This window comes from Paenibacillus sp. FSL R5-0470 (assembly GCF_037975205.1).
In the GTDB taxonomy this organism is placed as follows: Bacteria; Bacillota; Bacilli; order Paenibacillales; family Paenibacillaceae; genus Paenibacillus_AQ.
In genome coordinates this window covers 2,924,364-2,944,159 of sequence record NZ_CP150238.1, presented here as the reverse complement: position 1 = coordinate 2,944,159, position 19,796 = coordinate 2,924,364, and the positions used below count along the sequence as shown (strand labels likewise).

Annotated in this window: 10 protein-coding genes; 6 read left to right on the top strand and 4 right to left on the bottom strand. The window is 49.0% G+C overall.

All coding sequences use genetic code 11. The features are described 5' to 3' along the window. Positions 1 to 38: 38 nt before the first annotated feature. Positions 39 to 1,058 carry a LacI family DNA-binding transcriptional regulator gene (locus MKY99_RS12775; RefSeq protein ID WP_339270865.1) on the bottom strand — a complete coding sequence of 340 codons (1,020 nt, stop codon included), beginning with the start codon at positions 1,056 to 1,058 and terminating at the stop codon, positions 39 to 41. Positions 1,059 to 1,307: 249 nt separating this feature from the next. Then, positions 1,308 to 9,371 (bottom strand): S-layer homology domain-containing protein, encoded by an 8,064-nt coding sequence (locus MKY99_RS12770; RefSeq protein ID WP_339270862.1) that lies wholly within the window; start codon positions 9,369 to 9,371, stop codon positions 1,308 to 1,310. Between the two features lie 774 nt (positions 9,372 to 10,145). Between MKY99_RS12770 and MKY99_RS12765 the strand changes: the two genes are divergently transcribed. Continuing rightward, entirely contained in the window at positions 10,146 to 10,982 is an 837-nt protein-coding gene (locus tag MKY99_RS12765) for a sulfurtransferase (RefSeq protein WP_339270860.1), read from the top strand. Positions 10,983 to 11,745: 763 nt separating this feature from the next. Here MKY99_RS12765 and MKY99_RS12760 read toward each other — a convergent pair. After that, positions 11,746 to 12,429: a hypothetical protein gene (locus MKY99_RS12760; RefSeq protein WP_339270858.1), complete on the bottom strand. Its 684-nt coding sequence runs from the start codon at positions 12,427 to 12,429 to the stop codon at positions 11,746 to 11,748. A gap of 636 nt (positions 12,430 to 13,065) precedes the next feature. On the opposite strand from MKY99_RS12760, the gene MKY99_RS12755 reads away from it, so the two are divergent. The 5 genes from MKY99_RS12755 (at position 13,066) to MKY99_RS12735 (ending at position 18,605) form a co-directional block, all read left to right on the top strand. Next, positions 13,066 to 13,248, top strand: a complete 183-nt coding sequence (locus tag MKY99_RS12755) for a hypothetical protein (RefSeq protein WP_339270856.1) — start codon at positions 13,066 to 13,068, stop codon at positions 13,246 to 13,248. Between the two features lie 611 nt (positions 13,249 to 13,859). Further along, complete coding sequence (locus tag MKY99_RS12750; protein ID WP_234532949.1) at positions 13,860 to 14,519, top strand: response regulator transcription factor; 660 nt, start codon at positions 13,860 to 13,862, stop codon at positions 14,517 to 14,519. 2 nt (positions 14,520 to 14,521) lie between these two features. Further along, on the top strand, positions 14,522 to 15,925 hold the full coding sequence (locus tag MKY99_RS12745) for a HAMP domain-containing sensor histidine kinase (RefSeq protein WP_339270854.1): 1,404 nt from the start codon (positions 14,522 to 14,524) through the stop codon (positions 15,923 to 15,925). A 61-nt stretch (positions 15,926 to 15,986) separates the two neighbouring features. Continuing rightward, complete coding sequence (locus MKY99_RS12740; protein ID WP_339270852.1) at positions 15,987 to 17,069, top strand: hypothetical protein; 1,083 nt, start codon at positions 15,987 to 15,989, stop codon at positions 17,067 to 17,069. A 147-nt stretch (positions 17,070 to 17,216) separates the two neighbouring features. Further along, a complete protein-coding gene (locus MKY99_RS12735) occupies positions 17,217 to 18,605 on the top strand; it encodes a deoxyribodipyrimidine photo-lyase (RefSeq protein ID WP_339270850.1) in 1,389 nt (462 codons plus the stop codon). Here the strand turns inward: MKY99_RS12735 and MKY99_RS12730 are convergent. Continuing rightward, complete coding sequence (locus MKY99_RS12730; protein ID WP_339270848.1) at positions 18,600 to 19,610, bottom strand: phosphotransferase; 1,011 nt, start codon at positions 19,608 to 19,610, stop codon at positions 18,600 to 18,602. The genes MKY99_RS12735 and MKY99_RS12730 overlap by 6 nt on opposite strands. Positions 19,611 to 19,796: the final 186 nt, after the last annotated feature.

Below are 19,796 nucleotides of genomic sequence, written 5' to 3'. Positions count from 1 at the left end.
CCAAAGGATAGTGTCATTCCAGCCCCGTAGGTGGGCATTCATTTCAAATCAGCTCCTTTTTGCGAAGAACCTTTGACAATCAGCCTAGAATCGATCATAAAATTACTTTGACCCTGTTGGAGATTGCCGTTGATCTGATCGATAACCTTGTCCGCCAGCAGGGCCCCCAACTCGTACAGCGGCTGTTCGACTGAGCTGATCTTAGGCGATACATAGTTTGTAATCCGGATATTGTCGACACCCACCACCGCCATGCGGTCTGGAATCGCAATGCCATACTCAGAGCAGGCTTTGTACACACCTAATGCCATCTCGTCATTGGCGGCAAAAACCGCTGTAAAATCGCCGCTTTCTTCCCATAACCGACAGAAAGCTGCATATCCTCCTTCTTCGGAGAATTCTCCTTTCTCAACCAGAGTTGACATAAAATGAAGTCCCGCCGCAGCCAGTCCCTCCTTGAACCCTTGCAGCCGCTCGATGCTGTCGAGCGCCTCCTCGTAGCCGTTCAAAAAAGCAATCTTCCGGTGCCCGTTCACCGCCAGATGAGTGACAACATCACGGCCGATTTTCCAGTTATCCGTAGTGGTGCAGGGAATATTAGGATGTCCAAGCCGGCGTCCGATAACTCCAATCGTGTACCCTTCACCAGCGAAGGCCGCGATCTCTTCGTCGCTCAGCATCGGCGCCACCAGGATAATGCCGTCTACTGTCCGGTTCTGAAGCAGCGACAAATACTCCAGTTCCTTCTCCTTCTCATTTTGCGAGTTGCAGATGAGAATTTTGTAATTCATTGCGTTCGCCCTTTGTTCAATTCCCTTGATAATCTCGGCATGATAGGATATCCCAATATCGAGTACGACGACACCCAGAGTCATGGTCTTCCTGGATCGGAGTTGCTTGCCCATGGCGTTCGGTGTATAGTTCAATTCCTGAATGGCCTTCAATACCTTACTTTGCGTTTCCTTAGTTACTAGCGGACTGTCATTCAATACGCGTGATACCGTCGCGGGTGAGACATTGGCAATCCGGGCAACATCGATAATTTTACTATTCTTCATCAGATCACATACTTTCGAGGGTTAATAAATCCATTATAACTATCAATGAAATCGATTTCAACTTCCTTTCGACCTCTGCCTCAGATCCACTTATTTCCTCAACAAACATTGCTAGCTTACATTTCTTTAAGGTTTCAGGCAAAGCAAATCAGGCACCGCCTAAGCTATGCCTGATCTCTGCTCTTCCTTTCGTTTGATAATCGAGCCGGCTCCGGCAAAAACGTTCACCGAAACGCCCCGCCAATTCAACTAGTACATTATTCCGTACAACCGGTAAAGTGTAACAGCAGCTTCCGCCCTGGTGATCGGCGAAACGGGCTGCAAGTAACCGTTATAGCCCTGGAACAAACCGGATGAAACCGCACGGGCCACACTTTCCCTGACATAAGAGGATACCTGCGAAGCATCCCTGAATTCCGCCAATGCCTCCCCTCTGACCACAGAGCGTTCCTTGCCTGCCGCAAGCATGGCACTGTCCAGCATCAACATCATTTCCTGACGGGTTACCGGCTGCTCCGGCCGGAACTCACCACTACCCGAACCGCGCACAATGCCCAGCGTCCGTGCAGCATTCACATCTTCATAGTAATAATCAGCCTGCGCTATATCCGTAAAGGAATGGGTGGCTTGCGCCTGCAGATCAAACAGCCGCATAATCATGACCACCGCATCAGCGCGGGTAATAGTTTGCGCAGGCGAATACGAATGTTGCGAGACTCCCTGGATTGCGCCCTTAGAGGCAAGAGCTTCCACCGCTGCCTGCGCCCAGCCGTAGCGGCCCAGATCGCCGAAATTCTTGGCTACAGAGACAACTACATAACGGCTGAAGTGATGTGTGGTGAATAGCATCTCACCACCTACGCTGTCATATCGTCCACTGACTACCGGCTGTCCCTTTCCGTCTTTACCGATCTGCCAGAACGTCAGCTGAGACGGGTTGAGCGCTTCAGCGGAGGAAAGCTGGTAAGGCGTGCGGAACGTAACCGTCGCTAGATTGTTCTGCCAGTTGACAGGATTTCCATCCACGGTAGCGCCCAGTTCGACAGCCGGACGGCTGCCCGCAGCCTGCTTGACGTCCTCATCCGCACCGGACAGATCCGCGAGTTTAACGGACACAGCAATCTGCTTTGCTTCTTTAGCCATGCCCGCAAACATATCGCCCGGAAGTAGCAGGCTACCTGCAGGAGTAATAAATTGGATCCGCACCTGCTTCATCGAAGCCAGATATGAGGCAGGCAGCTGCAATTCGAATGTTGTCTTACCCGCAGCTGATCCGGCCTTAAACGTAAGCGTCCGCACTCCATTGATATCCGCCGGAGCGGCGGCGAGCGCCTTCGTAAGCTCAGCTGTACCGGGAGCAAGAACAGATTTTGCACCGTCTGTTGCGTCTGCAAAGACGGAAGAGGCCGGTGTACCGGTTCCGGTATCAGGGCTGGTAACAGAAGTTCCCTTCTTACTGATAACCAGCAGTTGCGTTCCAGGTACGGCTTCGTAATAGACGAATGCACCTTCACCCTCACGGACCGGCTTCAGGTTATAAGAAGTGGCTCCCCGTGTGAGAGTAACCTCACTCCATTCTGCCGGAACCTTCGTTCTCAGTGTCAACGGCTCATTATAAACTGCTGGGTCCAGTGTGCCCTCCAGCTTAACCTCAATTGCACCGGAAGCGGTTTTAGTAGCCTTAACTGTGGCGTTCTGTCTTTCACGCAAATATTTGCCCACCTCGGCAATGGTACCGTTCCAAAGAGCATCTATACGCTGGGCTACATATCCGTAATGATTGTCATACAGGCTGAGCGGAGGTGAAGACCAGCCTTCACCATCATTTCCATGGCCGGTCAGAATCAGCCAGTTGCCCTTGGCGATGCCAAAGTCGGCCCACTCATCCAGTTGGACGGTCGTTGTCGTGCTTTCAACCATTGTGCTGCTCAGATTGTAATACTGCTCTGTACTGCTGGCGTTGCCGGCATTGTTGCCTCCCTGACGAGCAGCAACGAAATACTTGGCTGCTTCTGCCGCAACCGCCGCATTGCCCGTATTGTACGGGAGCGCCAGCGATTCCGGTGAGTAACCGGTCTTCTCCTTGATCCGGGCGACAGAATCCTTGAACTCGGAGGACACATTGGACGCGCTGAGCGTGGTCAGATTCCGGTGAGTAACCGTATGGCTCGCTACATCGAAAATCCCTTTATCCAGCAGTCCTTTCCACTGATCCCACGTGCCCGTGGAAGCGCCAGTGTCATTATAACCATCGTCGATCCAGCCGCTGATGAGCGCCAGCGTTCCCTTCAGGCTGTATTTTTCATGCAATCCGGCAAACCGTAAAACGGAGTTGTAGATACCATCATCGTACATAATCGAATACGCGCCGGCCTTGCCGTCTTTCCAGGTGGTAATCTCCGTATCCCCAATGCTGTAAAGTGTACCCCTAATGGCTTTGGCCACTGTATCGGCTAAAGTCCAGGCTCCCTTCGGATTCGGATGAATCTTATCCGGGAAGTCGCTGCGGCTTCCGGCTGTGGCCGCGTTCACGTCGATCAGGGTTGCGCCTGTCGCTTCAGCCGCCTGCCGGATCAGAGGAATGACCCCGTTTTGCAGGACGGAGTTGACAATGCCATAAGCCTGGTTCGGATCATCGTTGAACACTGCCGGTGGCAGATTGACAAAGACCTTCGGATGACTTGGCAGTGCCTGATACAATTGAATCAGCTCTTTATAATTGCTCAGAAACTGGTTCTGCCCCTCCTTCCAGTTCCAGGATTTCGTGTCATTGGTACCAAGCTGGATAACCACGACGTCTGGAGCATAAGTCTGGCTGGCCGCAAATGCTGATTCGTTCCAGTATGGATCGTCGCCGTCCTTTAGCAGCGTGCGGCCGCTGACACCGAAGTTCTTGACTACAAAGTTGCTCCCGAGCAGCGACTGGAGCTGTGCCGGATAACTCGTTACCCCGGCATATTTCAGCCCAGCACCCGCTGTGATGCTATCGCCGACCGCCGCCACCTTGTGTTGACCTTCCGGACGGTTCTTCTCCGGAATTTTTTCCGTATACGTGGCGGGAATTTCATCCGACGGATATTCGGCGAAGTACAGATCGTCAAAATAATAAGTGCCGGGATTCCACTCCGACAACCGGATTTCCTTCAGACTACTGATATCTGCAGAGGTCTTCATCAGCGGAAGAAACACTTTCGTCCACTGCCCCTTGACTGAACCGACATCGGTCCAGTTATTCACGGAGACCGTGCCGTCTGTATCCACAAAGGTAACGTGGACGGTATTCGACCCCTGCATATCCTTAACATAGAAGGCCAGATAATTGAAGCCGGAAGCATCTATGGAAGCTGCGTCGCCCTGGGGCTTAATGATGACAGATTGCTTATCCGCTCCCGGTGAGCCGCCGTCTCCAGTGACTTCCAGCTTCACACTTCCCGTTCCTCCAGGATTGACCCCGAATGTCCGGTCCACCATCGCGGTGGCATTCACACCCTGGCCGACCTGCACATCTGTCTCCTCAAAAGACTGGAACCAGCCACTGGAACCTATAGGATACGAAGCGGGCTCCGCACCGGTCTTGTAGGTTGCTGCGAAAAAGTTGTCGACCCATAGCTGCTCAGAAGCGTTCATTCCGATCCTGATCTGGGTAATCGCCAGCGTATTCAACTTCCGGCCGGACAGTGGAACGCCCTGCGCCTTCAGAAGCGGAACACTCAGCCGCGTCCATGCATCTTTCACCGTCTTCCCTTCCGTCTCCGTTGTCCAGGAACGCCCCTCGGCATCCACGAGCGTAATGGAAAGAGGTCTGTCCCCCACGCTGTCCTTGGCGTAGAAGTTCAGGTAATTGTAGCCTGTCAGATCGCTGTTGATCGCGCCGCCCTGCGGAACAAATGAGACATAAATCTCGTCCGCTCCGGAACCGGCTGTGATCTTGAGACTCTTCGTGCCGTTGCCTGCCGCGCTGTCTGCTGCTGATTCCAGCTGCAGCTGAGCGGATGAAGATAAATAACCCCTGCCCGACTCAAAGCTCTGGAACCAAGTCGAAATCCCAGCCGGCTTCGGCTGCGTTCCAGCCGAAATCCGGTTATACCTGTTATACCGATCCGCCAGAATATCTTTCACCTGCTTCGGCGTTGTCCGGTCCATATGATACAGACCCATCGTCTGCAGGCCCGTAATATTGGTATACCAGTTATATGCGGTCCACCAGGCCGCGCCGCTCAATAGTCCGTCTGGGTTCGGTGTTCCGTCCTCCGCCCGGGTAGCTGTGCGGGCAAAGGCATTGAAGGTGCCGGTGAACAGCGTCGTCTGCCTTGTGTCCGAGGCGGTTTCGTCACCCGACCAATAGCCGTACTCTGTGGCGATAATCGGCTTACCCGGATGCAGCGCATGTATGGCCTCAATTTCCTCCTGTGTCTCCAAGTCAGTATTCGCACCGTAGAATGCGCCGAAATACATAGTCATTCCGATGATATCCGCCGGGGAATGCGAATGGTCGCTCACGCCTTTGTACGGATTCGCCACAGCCGACTGGCCAACCAGTCTTGTTCCGTCGATAGCATGTGCAGCGTCGCGCAGCTCTTGGATAAAGTTGACACGCTCCAGTTGCCCGCCTGACTCATTGCTGACTCCGTCAAACCAGACGGAAGGACGGTTATAATTACTGAAGATCATTTCCTCCATCATTTGCTTGGCCTGGCCCCGCTGCCGCTGCAGGTCGAAGGCTTCTCCACTGAACCAATAGGCCGGAATTTCCTGCCAGATGGCCAGGCCGATCCGGTCGGCATACTGATAGGTTGGCAGGCTGTGCGGAAAATGTCCAGTTCGGACGAAATTGGCTTTCAGCTCCTCCCTGATCTTCAGCAGGTCGCTGTACCGGGTAGCATTATCCAGCGAAGGTCCTTTGTCACTACTGTCCTCCGTATAACCGACCCCGGTGAGGAAAGGTGCCAACTCTCCGTTCAGCTTAAGCTGTACACCTTCCGCTTCCAATGTACGGATACCGAACTGGGTATAGAAGGTGTCCGTTACTGCTCCACCGGTCTTCTGCTCTACCTTTAAAATATACAGATTCGGTTCAGACGGACTCCACAGCTTCGGCTCAGGTACTTTCACCTCGATTGTTTGTACCGCCTGCCCGTTGACCGGAACCGTAAATATGCTTCCTTGTGCCGCGACAGCTTCCGTACCCGTCAGGTCCTGCGCATATTCGCTGAGCTGGTTACCCTCTCCAATCTCCGCTTCATAGACTGTATAGGACAGCTGAACCTGCTTCAACGTTTTTCCCGTATGATTCAGAAAGGTGCGGACCGACAGTTGTCCATCCGTATCCAGCGTACGCACATCACTGCGCACCACATAGGTTTCCGGCATAAATTCAACATAGGCGTCCCGCAGAATTCCTGTGTAGTTGAACCAGTCAGACGTCGCGTACGGCAGTATTTCCCCGTTATTGAACGTGTCCCATTTCGGATTGTCGACCCGCACAGCGACTACATTGTCGCCGCCGTAGTTCAATAAACCGGAAACGTCCAATGCGAATGGTGTGTAACCACCCTGATGCCCGCCCGCATATTGTCCATTGATCCACACATCCGCAAAATAGTTGACGCCAAGGAAAGTAAGCTGTGCTGGCTGCCCCTTAAGAGAGCTACTCACCTCAAAATGTTTGCGGTACCATACACCTCCCTGATAACCCGATTTGTCACTCTTGTTTTCCGGACCACTTAGTGATTCGTAAACCACACCCTCATCCTCCGGGAGAGGCAGCGTCTTGCCGGTCCAGCTAGAGTCGTTGTAACCAATCTCCTGTCTGCCGCCCGCCTCTTCCTCAAGACCGGCAGTTCTGGCGCTGTCCCGGGGTGCTGCTGACAGCTTGGAATCCAGGGTGGTTCTTTCTTTTTTCCAGTCCCCGTTTAAAGAGAGATACGTTCTGTCCTGCTGCTTCTCGAAAGAACCCAACGGCAGATTGCTAGAATAGGGCATCGCTTCGCCGTTCACATCCTTCAGTACCAATTGCGTAAAGCCGGCATTCGGGAAGCCTGCGCTTTCGTTTTTACTGAAATAAAATTCATCCAAATAATAGGTCCCCGCTTTCACCGGTGTCACCGTCACTGCACTAAGGCGTGCAAATTGGAAATTCGCGCCCTTGTCCAAAGGTATAACGATCCGATTCCAGCCGTCTGCTGTCGTCTCTCCCGTCCGCCAGTCTACCGTTTTGCCGCCAGCATCCTTCAACTGTACGGACAGCGTCTGACCGCCATGCTCATCCCACACATAAAAGATCAGATGGCTGAAATTAGTGGCGTCGAACTCCGGCTGATAGTCGTATGGCAGGTTCTTGTCCGGAGACTCTTCGAGCGCCTGCGGCCTGACGGCTATACCATTCATGGCAGGGTTGGACGAATCCTGGGACAGCACAGCCCGAATGCTGGCTGAGTTGTATGCACTCGCCGACTTCTCCATGCTGAGCGCAGTATTCACCCCGGTACCGGCCGTAATCCCGTACCGTCCGTCCTGCCCTCTCGTCTCGAAACTCTGATACCAGACCGCTCCGATATTCTGAGTTCCGCTGATGAAGCCTGCCAGCACATCGTCTTCGGCCATGGCAAAATACATATCATCGAGATAATATACTCCGGCATTGTAAAAGCCGACTTCGACCGATACGATCTTTGTCAGATCAATCTTCGAGGCTCCTTTCAGCGAAAGCTGCATTTTGACCCATTTATTCTTGGTCGAGCTGGAGGTTCCCCACGTATCCCAAACGCCCCCGTTGGCATCCTTGATCCGGAATTCCACTCCATTACTTCCCTGGGTGTCCTTCAGATAGAAAGCAAGATATGAATAAGCCGACGCATCGAACGTACCGCCTTCTTTAGGCTGTACGCTCAAATAACTTCCGGCCGTATAAGGCCAGTCATTTTTGCTCGTTGTGACCATGACACCGGCTATGCCCGCTGCGTTGGCTATTTCACCTGAGGCTTCGGCGGTGGTGGCACTACCAGCAGAGTAGCCGGTTCTGCTCTCGAAATCATTGAACAAGGCTGTGCGCTCCGGCTTAAAGGCAGGCGAAGGATCTGTTTCGTTCTGGGCCAGATAAAGATCATCGTAGTAGTACACATTACCGTAACCCCAGTACGTTCCGAGCTCAATCTGCTCCAGTCTGGACAAATCAATTTTCGATTTGTCCAACTTTACGGTCATTTTCACCCATTGCTTCGACTCCGTCTTGACCGCTGCGTTTGTTTCCGTATCCCAGACCCCGCCTTCGGCATCCTTGAATACAACATGAATACTGGATCCGGCTGCCGCTGTCGTATCCTTGACGTAGAACAACAGATAACTGAAGGGGGAAGCATCCATATACGTCGCACCGGATACGGTCAAGCCGCCTTCAGGTTTAATTCCGGCTCCATAAACGCCGGTGTTCCAGGCTTCGTTCCGTTCCTTCCCTTCCCCGTCCATATAGGTGTTCTGCATCATTTTAAGACTGCCGGAGCTTGAGGAATAAGCAGCAGCAGCAGTGACACGCTGGGCGACCGTCGCGGTTCCCTGACCTGCCAAGCCATAGCTGCCATCACTGCCGGGTTGTTCGAAGCTCTGGTACATGACAGGCGCCGATGGCTCCACGCCATCATCCGGATAAGCGGGCGGCGGAGCGGTAGCAGAGTTAGCAAAGTACAGCTCGTCAAAATAATAGATGTTGCCCCAGCCCCAATACTCGCCCAGCGAAATGGAGACAATCCGCGAAAAATCGAGTTTTGTCTTATCGAGTGGAATCGAAAGCCTCGTCCACTCATCCTTCACGGACAGCGCCTGGTCCGTATTGGCATTCCATTCTTTCCCGTCTGCATCCCTGATGACAACATTCGGGTTATGAACATCGGCGTCCAGAATGTAAAAATTTAAATAGTTATAGGCAGAAGCATCATAATAGGTCTCTTCGGTAACTGTATCCTTCTGCGGCGATACCGTGAATCCGTAAACAGCGGTGTTCCAGGCTCCGCCGCCTGGATTATTGTCGTTCGTCTGGATCAGGCGAACACTTCCCCGACTTCCGCCTCCCGGTGTCCGATTTGTAACCGACGCTGTTGAAGAGATGCCAACGGCAGAAATTCCATAGGTCCCCCCCTCTCCTGCATGCTCAAAGTTCTGATACCACTTGCTGTCTGTCTGCGTCTGCGTCTGCGTTTGCGTCTGCGTCTGCGTCTGCGTTTGCGTTTGCGTCTGCGTCTGCGGTAGCTTCTCCTGCGCGTAAGCTATATCTTGTGCCATTCCCCCGAACACGACTGGAAACAGCAAAACCAGTGCCATGGCCGCCGCGAAATATTTGTTAAACCCCCGCTTTCTATTTACCGATGTACTTATGGACTGCATAGATGACTCCTTTCGACTCTCAATAATTGAAATCGATTTCATTTTCAAGATAAAAAAAGAAAATAGAATTATGTTTCATTCCTTCCTCTTTCAAAATATATAAAACAGTTTGAGCGAATAAGGCATCCAGTGCAATATGACTCATTGGACTTTTGTTTATCTTGAAATCGATTTCATTTTCAAATAAAAAAAAGATAACCTCCTTTCCATTCCTTCCCTCACTATAACCTGTATACAGTTGAAGCAAATAAGCAACGATTGTAATCGATTTCAAATCTATTATAAGAAGGCTCCAATAAAAATGTCAACGCTTTCTTTGATGTTTTCATACATACACTTTTTGAGCCAAGTGGATCAGCTTCCTTATGGATTTCCTTAATTTAAACCCGAAGTATTGGACTACTTTCGGCAACTTCTATTAGCGCTGAGTTATTCTTCGTTTTATAGTTCTGAAAAATCTAATAATACTTGTAAAACTGAGTTTATCTACAGATATAAAGTGATTTGGTTTTGTTCAGAATCTAGCACTAGAACCCAACCATGACTCACCCCGGCGCAGGTTCACACCATACAGCGCACTGGTAGCTTGCCTTCAGGATATCGTTTGATCTAATCACTTGAGGACGCAGTTTAAGCTATAAGCTTAAGGTGCGTCCTCATTTATTTTCCGCTATAATGACTCCATACATATTAATAGAAAGAAGGTATCTTATGGAACCAATCGTTTCTACCCGTTGGCTGCTTGCTCGGTTATACGAACCTGAACTGGTTATAGTCGATTGCCGTTTTTTACTTACGGATCCGGAAGCTGGGCGTAAAGCCTATACGGAAGATCATATTCCGGGCGCAATCTATTTTCATCTAGAAGAACAACTCTCCGCTCCAGTAAGCGCACACGGTGGACGCCACCCACTGGCTGAGATCTCGAAGCTAACCACCGTTCTTAGCAAGGTTGGCATTAACAGAGATAGTATTGTCGTTGCTTATGATGATCAAGGTGGTGCCTACGCTTCCCGTCTGTGGTGGATGCTTAAATATTTGGGGCATGAACGTGTGTTTATAATGGATGAAGGCTACTCTGCTTGGAAAAAAGCATCCTTCCCCGTCAGTGATCATCAAGCGGTTAGGATTCCTAGCCAGTATGAAGCAGATGTTCAGAAGAAGATGCTTGCTAGCATGGAAGATGTGCAAAATGTAGTTAACGACGGTCGCGCACTATTGATTGATTCCCGCGAGTCCCGTCGCTATGAAGGGCTGGAAGAACCGATTGATCCGAAGGCAGGTCATATTCCTGGGGCGATCAATAAGTTCTGGAAAGAAGTGCTGGATGAGCAAGGACGCTGGAAATCAACTGAGGTGCTGAAAGAGCATTATGAGGGAATTGATCCTGAGCAAGAAATTATCGTGTACTGTGGTTCAGGTGTAAGTGCCTGCCCGAATGTGCTCGCGCTCGGAAAAGCTGGGTATAGGAATGTGAAATTGTATGCGGGTAGTTGGAGTGATTGGATTTCTTATGAGGAGAATCCGGTGGCGATAGGAGAAGAATAGAATAAGAACCCGTTCGCGGATTCTTGTGATTCCCTGGAAATCAAAAACCCGATTTACCAGACTGGAAAAATACATTTGCCTCGTTTATGGTACCGTTGGCACATGTATGCGGTTTTTCGCATACATTTGGCTCGTTCAGCTTGGCAGTGGCACATTGTATTTGGTTTTCCGCATACATTTTCCTCGTTTACCTACCGTCGGCACATTGTGTTCGGTTTTTCGCATACATTTGGCTCGTTCAGCTTGCCGGCGACACAATGTGTTCGGTTTTTCGCATACATTTGGTTCGTTCAGCTTGCCGGCGACACATTGTAATCGATTTTTCGCATACATTTGGCTCGTTTACCTACTGTCGACACATTGTAATCGATTTTTCGCATACATTTGCCTCGTTTAGCTTGCCCGTGGCACATTGTATTCGATTTTTCGAATACATTTGGCTCGTTTACCTACCGTTGGCACATTGTGTTCGGTTTTTCGCATACATTTGCCTCGTTTACCTACCGTCGGCACATTGTGTTCGGTTTTTCGCATACATTTGGCTCATTTATGTTACCTTTGGCACTTTGTGTTCGGTTTTTCGCATACATTTGGCTCATTTACGTAACGGCGGCACATTGTATTCACTTTTTCGCATACATTTGGCTCGTTTACCTACCGTCGGCACATTGTGTTCGGTTTTTCGCATACATTTGCTCATTTACGTTACCGACGGCACATTGTATTCGATTTTTCATTCACATTCTCACGACGGCCTTCATCTTCAAACTAAATCTGGACTTTGTAGCGTACCAATATATTCATAGTAAATGATCCGCTGAGATGAACCTCTTGCCACCGGGCGAAATTTTCCTTTATCCACCAGCTGACGGCAGTATTTAATGATCGTCATCGTGTGCAATTCCAGTTCTCTCGCGGCATCAGCCGGGCGAAGGACTCGATGGTGCCGGATGGCTGCCCGCATCAGATCGCGCTCGATTCTGGAATAGGCTCTCTCAACGGTTGTCTTCGCAGACTTTTCTGCTAACAAATAAGAAAAGAGAATGTTCCGCAGCGCGGAGAGAATGAAGGATGGATTTTCTTTTAGCTCATCCAGCGAGATATAGAGCACCGTGCAGTCTTGAGACTGTAGAAAAAGCCCGCGGTTCAAGTCCATCCGGTATTTGCTACGATCCGTTCCATGTGAGCCATAGTCCATGATCTCAAATGCAATACGCGAGGCTCCGATCTCCCACAAAATATCCACAAAATAGGATCTGCCGCGCCAGTCCTTAACTTCATATTCTGGGTGTAATCCGTGAAAATGTCCGGCTAGAGGCCACCACACCCGCTCGACAAACAAGCGGTTTCCGTAACCATGACCGCGTTTAAGTGCATCGAGCCGCTCTCCCTTCCTTTGTTTAAGATGATTACATAACCATTCATTATGCTCCCTCTCGAAACCCATTACCTATCCCCTCGCTCTGCAACGAAATATGTTTTTAATCATACAAAACCCCGCCTCTATTCCAAAAGGAAAGGAGACGGGGCATTCTTTGCCTCGTTTGGTTTTATCTATACATAGTGTGCCACATTATCATTAGAATGCACAATAGGAAATCGGCAGGTCCCTATTAATACATTTTCACATGGAATATTTTTACTGTTTTTGTGTTTTCTTTCCGTTTTCATCAACTCGCCGCCCGAGGGTAATATCGCTGGAGAAGGCCCGATACACGATTATACAACGGCATGCAGTAAGTTAGAGTGATTGGGTTTCGTATGGGGATTACTGTTACTCTTGAGGAAGATTAAAGTTAAAAGCGCGTGCTTGATTTCTGGTTAAACGTTTATAAGAAAGAGAAGCAACTGTCAGCATACCGGAGTATCTGGCCGCACTTCTGCGAAACGGTCCGCTGAGGACTCCCGTTCCATTCTAAGTAGTGCTCACCCTATCTGAGGACGGTTGGTCCGCGTTGGGTTCGACCAGGATTTTCTGTATAATGGTAAACGTTACGTCGGATGTGATGTTAAACGCACGAAATGACAAGTAAACAAAGTCCATCCGGCGTTTGAAACCACGAACTGGAAAGGATGAAGTAAATTGAGTTATACGGAACTGCTGGAACGGAAGAGCGAAATCTTGAAGAAAACGGTCGAGAACTGGGTTTTGAAAGAAAATCGCGACGGACTGAACCTTCAAGAGGCTCATATTTACCAGAATATACTCAAGGAATTTCATCAGAACGAACATGAATTGAATGGTACGAGACGAGGAAGCAGTTAAGCGTCAGGCAACGGATCCACGGAAAAAGAAGACACTGTAACAGCTCGCAAACATGAGGCGCAAACGGCTTGATCTCAGAAGACGTACGCGTATGAATATGAGAGGCTGCCCGGGAAGTTTGGGCAGCTTTTTACGTACAATCAATTCGCTGCCCGCCTCCGAAGCAAACGCTCTAAAATCCAGACGTTCGTATAATCCAGCAACCTGAGGATATCGCTCTATGACATTAGCCTTTTCTGTGCCAAGTATAAATTAGAGTACAGAGCTAGCTCCTGTGCGTCACGACTGCCCGTATGTGCTGGCGGTCCTGGTGGTGGCCCGTATACCTCACACTGGAGTTTCTCAGATATATTCGATATCAACAATTTATATTTGTAAATATTTTCATGATAGATGGAAGACACAATACAACAGTTTGTTAATTTTGTTAAGGTAACGGTTCGTAATGTATGGATTCATTTCTTTCTTTTTTGACCACATAATTTTCTATCCTATTAGGTATTAACGCTTGATGAAACTACCAACCTTCTGGACAATCCTTCCTCTAGTTGTATATAGTGTATAACGAAAGTGGCACTTAGTGAGCAAGGTACTAGGAGGAGAAATACGAAATGGCAAACATATTGGTAGTAGAAGATGAAAGAGCGATTAATGATTTAATTACAATGAATCTCAAGCTGGTTGGACATACATATAGCAAGGCTTACCGTGGACCGGAGGTTTTCGAAATTCTGGAGCGTGAAAAGACTGATTTGATTCTGCTGGATGTTATGCTTCCGGAATTGGATGGTTTTGAGGTGATGCAGCGGATTGCACATATGCAGGTTCCAGTGATTTTGATCACCGCCAAGAATTCTTTGGCTGACCGCATTAAAGGCTTCGAGCTGGGCGCGGATGATTATATCATTAAACCCTTTGAAATCCTTGAATTGCTGGCAAGAATCAATGTAGTCCTGCGCAGGGGTGAAAAAGGCACTTCCAGCTTCATTTGCGATAATGTTGAGGTGCGTTACCTGGAACGGCAAGTTTTAGTAGATCAGACACCGGTTGATTTGACCGTTAGGGAATTCGAGCTGCTTGAGGTATTAATTCGTAACCGGAATATTGCATTGTCGAGAGAAAAGCTGCTGGAATTGGCGTGGGGCTATGATTTTGAGGGCGACACCCGCACCGTGGATGTTCACATCCGGCAGCTACGTAAAAAGCTGGGCTGGGAAGAACGGATCAAAACCATTTTTAAGCTAGGCTACCGCCTGGAAGTTCAGAGCTAATCATGAGATTCTGGCATAAGATTCTGCTGTCGGTACTCGCTCTCTTTATTGCCGCTCTGGATGTAAGTGTCATTATGGTGATGAAAAAAAGCTGGCAGCTAAACATGGACAGTGAAATGCAGAGAGCATCCAGTGAGCAATTGTTAATTGCCAACAATATTTATGAGAACCTTAATTCTATTCAAGCGCGGGGAACGGCATTGACCCCTATTCTACTGGCCAGCGTCTCTGAGTCCTATGGAGATTACTACCGTAAGCAGGGAATCTATTTGCAGCTATGGGAGAACGACCGAATGATTTACCCTCCCCAAAAAGGACAATTCGGGAAATCTAATTTGGGAAAAGGCGATCAGCCTGTATCCTCAGACGAACGCTCTATTCAGCTCTCCACTCAGCTTCCTGCTCCTTACCAGCATTTGCTGCTTGTCTATCAGCGTGATATCAGTGAGCTCTTCAACAAGCAACAGGAACTGAACCGCTTTTTTGTAATGATTAACTGGATCGTGGGACCCGTTCTGCTGCTTCTTCTTTATCTTCTAATCCGGCATCTAAGCAAGCCGCTAAAGCTCCTGTCAGAGACCAGCAAAACAATCGCCGAAGGCGACTATACGAAACGGGTGCAGCTGCGCAGCAAAGATGAATTTGGCGAACTGGCCTTGAACTTCAACCGGATGGCGGAGGCCGTGGAGCAGAGGGTTACGGAACTCTCAGACATGGCTGAAGAGAAACAAAGGATGGTAGATAATTTGGCCCACGAGTTGCGCACGCCTTTGACCAGCATGCAGGGGTTCGCCGAGTTTCTGACCACGGCCAATATTGGACAGGAAGAACAGCAAACTGCGGGTGGCTATATTCTTAGTGAAACCCTTCGTCTCAAGAATCTGGCCTTCAAGCTGCTGGATTTGTCTGTCCTCCGGCATCAGCCGTTGGCACTTCAGCAGGTGAATATTTCGGAACTATTTCAAGCTATCCAACAGACGGAGCGCCCAAAATTGACGGATGCTGGCATAAGATTTCATATCCAACATACGATTTCAAATGTCTGGGGAGATCCCGATTTACTAGCTTCATTATTGGTAAATCTGGTTGAGAATGCGATTCATGCCTCCAAGCAAGGCAGCGAAATCCACATGCTGGCCTATGAGCTGGATGGAGAAGCCGTGCTAGAAATCCGTGATACGGGAACCGGAATCACCGCAGAGATGGCTAAACGTGTGTTTGAACCTTTCTATCGGGGAGACCAGGCTCGTTCACGTGAATATGGCGGCGCTGGCTTAGGATTATCCTTATGTCGGCAAATTGCTGAAGCGCATAAGGCCAGACTGTCCTTAAACTCTGTCCTCGGCGAGGGAACTAGCATCAGACTCTTTTTACAACTCTATAACAACTGCCCTCCTACTCTATAACATCTTTGGATTAAGGTTAGGAAGATTCATCATCATCCGATCCCAATGGAGGTTAAATTAAATGAAGAACAACAAGATTTCCGCTACACTCGCTGTACTCTTGTTCTCTGGAAGCGTGCTGGCGGTGAGCGCAATGATTGTCCCAGGATTTGTGAACACCACCGCTGCCAAGAGCATTTCTGCAGTACAAGACTCGGGCAATCTAGCCTTGAACAGCAGCAAGGCACCCGTACTAAAAGTAGAAGCAGAAGCACCGGTATCTACTGTGAACAGAGATCTAGAGCAGCTGATGACCCAAGAAGAAATGCAGCAAATTTATGATTTTGCGGACAAGCCCAATAACGAAATTATCACCATCGGAAGGGAGATGACCGAGGATGAAATAAACCGGAGGCTGATATTGGAAGACCAGTATGTGTATGACGGCCTTCGTCCCAAGCAGCTGTTCCCGTTAAAATCGGGACAAGCGGAGTTTTATTTTGACTTGGAGAAAAACACGCTCAAGTATCCCAATCGGACATTGACTGACGAGGAACTGTTACAATATATTGACTGGTTCTACCGAGAGGCCTATGCCTTGTCCAAGCGGAATATTGTAACCCCTCCAGACACAGGGAGTTTGAGCCAGACCAACGCCGTTACCATGGCCGCTTCAAGTGTGCGAAAAATATTCGGAGCTGACGTCTCCAAGCTTGAAGTAAAAGCAAGCCAAGGAGAATCCATGCTATCTAAGAAAAAGACCTGGATGGTAATATTCACCCCTTATAAAACCAACACCTTAAGAGGACAAGGTAAGGAATTTTGGCAATATACCGTAATAATTGATCCCTCCACCCGGACGGTAGTAGATACGACAGCAGCTAATTTTTCACTCACAAGAACCCCAATCAATGCTGAAGCTGCCATCGCTGTCCAAAAGGATGCAACCTGGATTAACGAGGCTACAAAAATAGTTACAGACAGACAAGGAGAAACCCGGAAAATCGCCACGGCTTCCCTTACAGACACTGACGTAAATAATAAGCGCGGTATGGTAGCAGTCAAAATGTTGCTCGAAGATGGCAGCAGTTATACTGCAGAGTTACGCTACCCAGATCAGACTCTTCGGTGCCTCATCTATGAAGAAGCAGAAGCTGCCAAATAGGGTTATTTTAGCGGTTCAAGCAGCTCTACAACATATTAGCAAGATCATATTTCCGATGTTAATTATTCTGATTTTGAGCAAGGACGATGGGAAATCCTTATAAACATGCGATTTTTCCCCTCTGATAATAGAAAGGAAATATTTCTAATGATTCTCTTCATTCACCGCAAAGATCTGCGGACTAGCGATCTTCCAGCCTTTGAGGCTATACGTTCTTCTGGCACTCGCAGCCTACATCTGTTGATTTTGGAGCCTTTTCTACTGCGAAAACAACGCTATCTTGAGCATAGCGGGGTAAACTTTCTGACGCAGGTCTCAAGACTTCAGCAGGAATACGCCACTGAGGGCAAGCAGCTACATATTCTTTATGGCGAGCCTGATATTATTGTCAAGAGGCTGAGCGAAACCTACCCAATTCAGGAATTGATGGTTCATGCCGATTACACCCCTTATGCATTAAAAAGAGACATGAGCCTGCGTGATACATCGGCTGCACTCGGCATCCATTTCAAAATTTTTCACGACAGCATGCTTTGTGATCTGGAAGACTTCATGGATTGTTGCGGGCGTCGAGAGCCCTTCAAGGTATTCACACCGTTCTACCGCCGCTGGCGCAGCTACTTGGCTGAGCGCTTTCATCCGCCTTATTCTTCGACCTTGGCTGATCTGTCAACGTCCACACTGGACGATAAGATTGCCGAAGATTTCAAGATTCCTGAGGAGATTACACTTCAGTTTGAAAAGCTAGTGCCTTCAAGAAAAAAGATGGATGTACACGATACTCTTGAGCAATTTATAGACTTGCATTTACGGGATTATCATGTGAACCGTGACAGGTATGCACAGGTGGGCACCAGCCAGATCAGCCGGCACCTCAATACGGGTACCATTTCAGCGCGTACTGTGTATACTCGGCTGGCGGAAGAAGAAATCGGCGGGGAAGAATGGCTGCGACAGCTGGCCTGGCGGGATTTCTATCTGTATCAGGCCCGGCTCGATGCTGATTTCTTCAGCTATGAGAAGGTGTATGATTTGAGCATGCTGGGTACGAAATACTTTGAGGCTTGGTCTTCGGGCAGAACTGGCATTCCTGTAATCGATGCCGCCATGACCCAACTGAACACAACCGGATGGATGCCGAACCGGCTGCGAATGATTACCGCAATGTTTCTTACCAAAAATCTGGGCTGTCCATTTATTTACGGAGAGCGTTACTTCAGGCTGAAGCTTAGCGATTATGATAATGCGCTGAACCGTGGCGGCTGGCTGTGGAGCTCCTCGCTCGGATTCGATGCCTCCCCTTACTTCAGGATCATGAATCCGGTGACCCAGTCCCAGACTCATGACCCGAGCGGAGATTATATACGCACCTGGCTGCCAGAGCTGGCAGTTTTGTCCGATAAAGCTATCCATCTGCCTAGACCATATGCCATCGTTGATCTTAAGCAGTCACGGGCGCTGGCGATTGAGGTGTATAAAGAAATCCTGAACAGCAAGGGAGCGGCGGTTCATCCTAATCACGGAAATGAGCTATAGCCTGCATGCGCTTCCCTGCTCTTCTTGCAATATTACTAGAATTTCTGCAGTTCCTGCAGACAGCTGGACTAAATCTACGGACAGCCGTTTTGTCTGCTCATGAAGTACCCGGGATTCATCGGTACCCTCCAGATAACGGGTGACAAAATGAAGAAAGACATCGATTTTTCTCAGCAGCATTAACACTGGAATGGCGTTGATTTCGGCTGGGGTGAGGCGGATACTACGGCTGAAGCCCCGGCAGAACTCACGAATCATCTTCTTCTCCTCCGCATGCCCAAGCAGCCCGGATAGAATAACCGCTAACTCCATGACCCGCAAATCATATGTACAGAACTCAAAATCAAGCAGCGAGGATACCTGCCCCGTGTCTTCTATATTTACCAAAAGATTAGAGGCATTCAAGTCACCGTGTACAAGTTGGTGAGGCAGTCCCTCCAGTTCATTCAGAGAACCTGTAATATTTCTATAAGCTCTGTAGAGCATCACTAGCTCAGCCCCCAGATCCTTAAAAGGTTCCGGCGGATTCAGGCACAGCTCCCGGATGACCTCTCCACTGCATAATGGATAGGACGTCCGCAATTCATAATATGGCCGGTACACCGGAGTAAGACCGGGATCAATAACTGATAGGACTTCTGATAAAATACCCGTCACCTCTCCAAAGGATTCTAGGTAGGAAACCTCTTCCTCCACAGGTGAATCACCATCGATATATCGGAACAAGCAGGCGAATTTGCCACTCTCCCTTAACTGAATCATAGTTTCACCGGTAGTCGTTAGAATAGGAACAGGTACTTTGAAAGGCAAAGCTCGTGTTCCAAGCTGCTCCAGCACAGTATGCTCGAACTCAATCTTGTTTCTGTCCTTATGTGTATCATATATTCGAAGGACCGCGCGTTTCCCGTTATTTTCCACAAAATAAGTTGTGTTGTTCCAACCTCCACTCCGCTTCTGTAGCGTACCACTCCATTCTGGCCAAGCTTGACTTACTATAGTTTCCACAGCATATGCCTCTCTCTCATAAGTCTATCAACTCATAGGCAATTGTAAAAGCAGCGTATGCCTGTGTCAAATCCCCAAAATCGGATTCAGGAGCCTGTATGCACCTCTTGTACTTTTCTGCTAGAGAATTGAAATTATCCACCTAATAACAACTTAAATAAGTTGGCGATGAATGCTTAGAGTTTT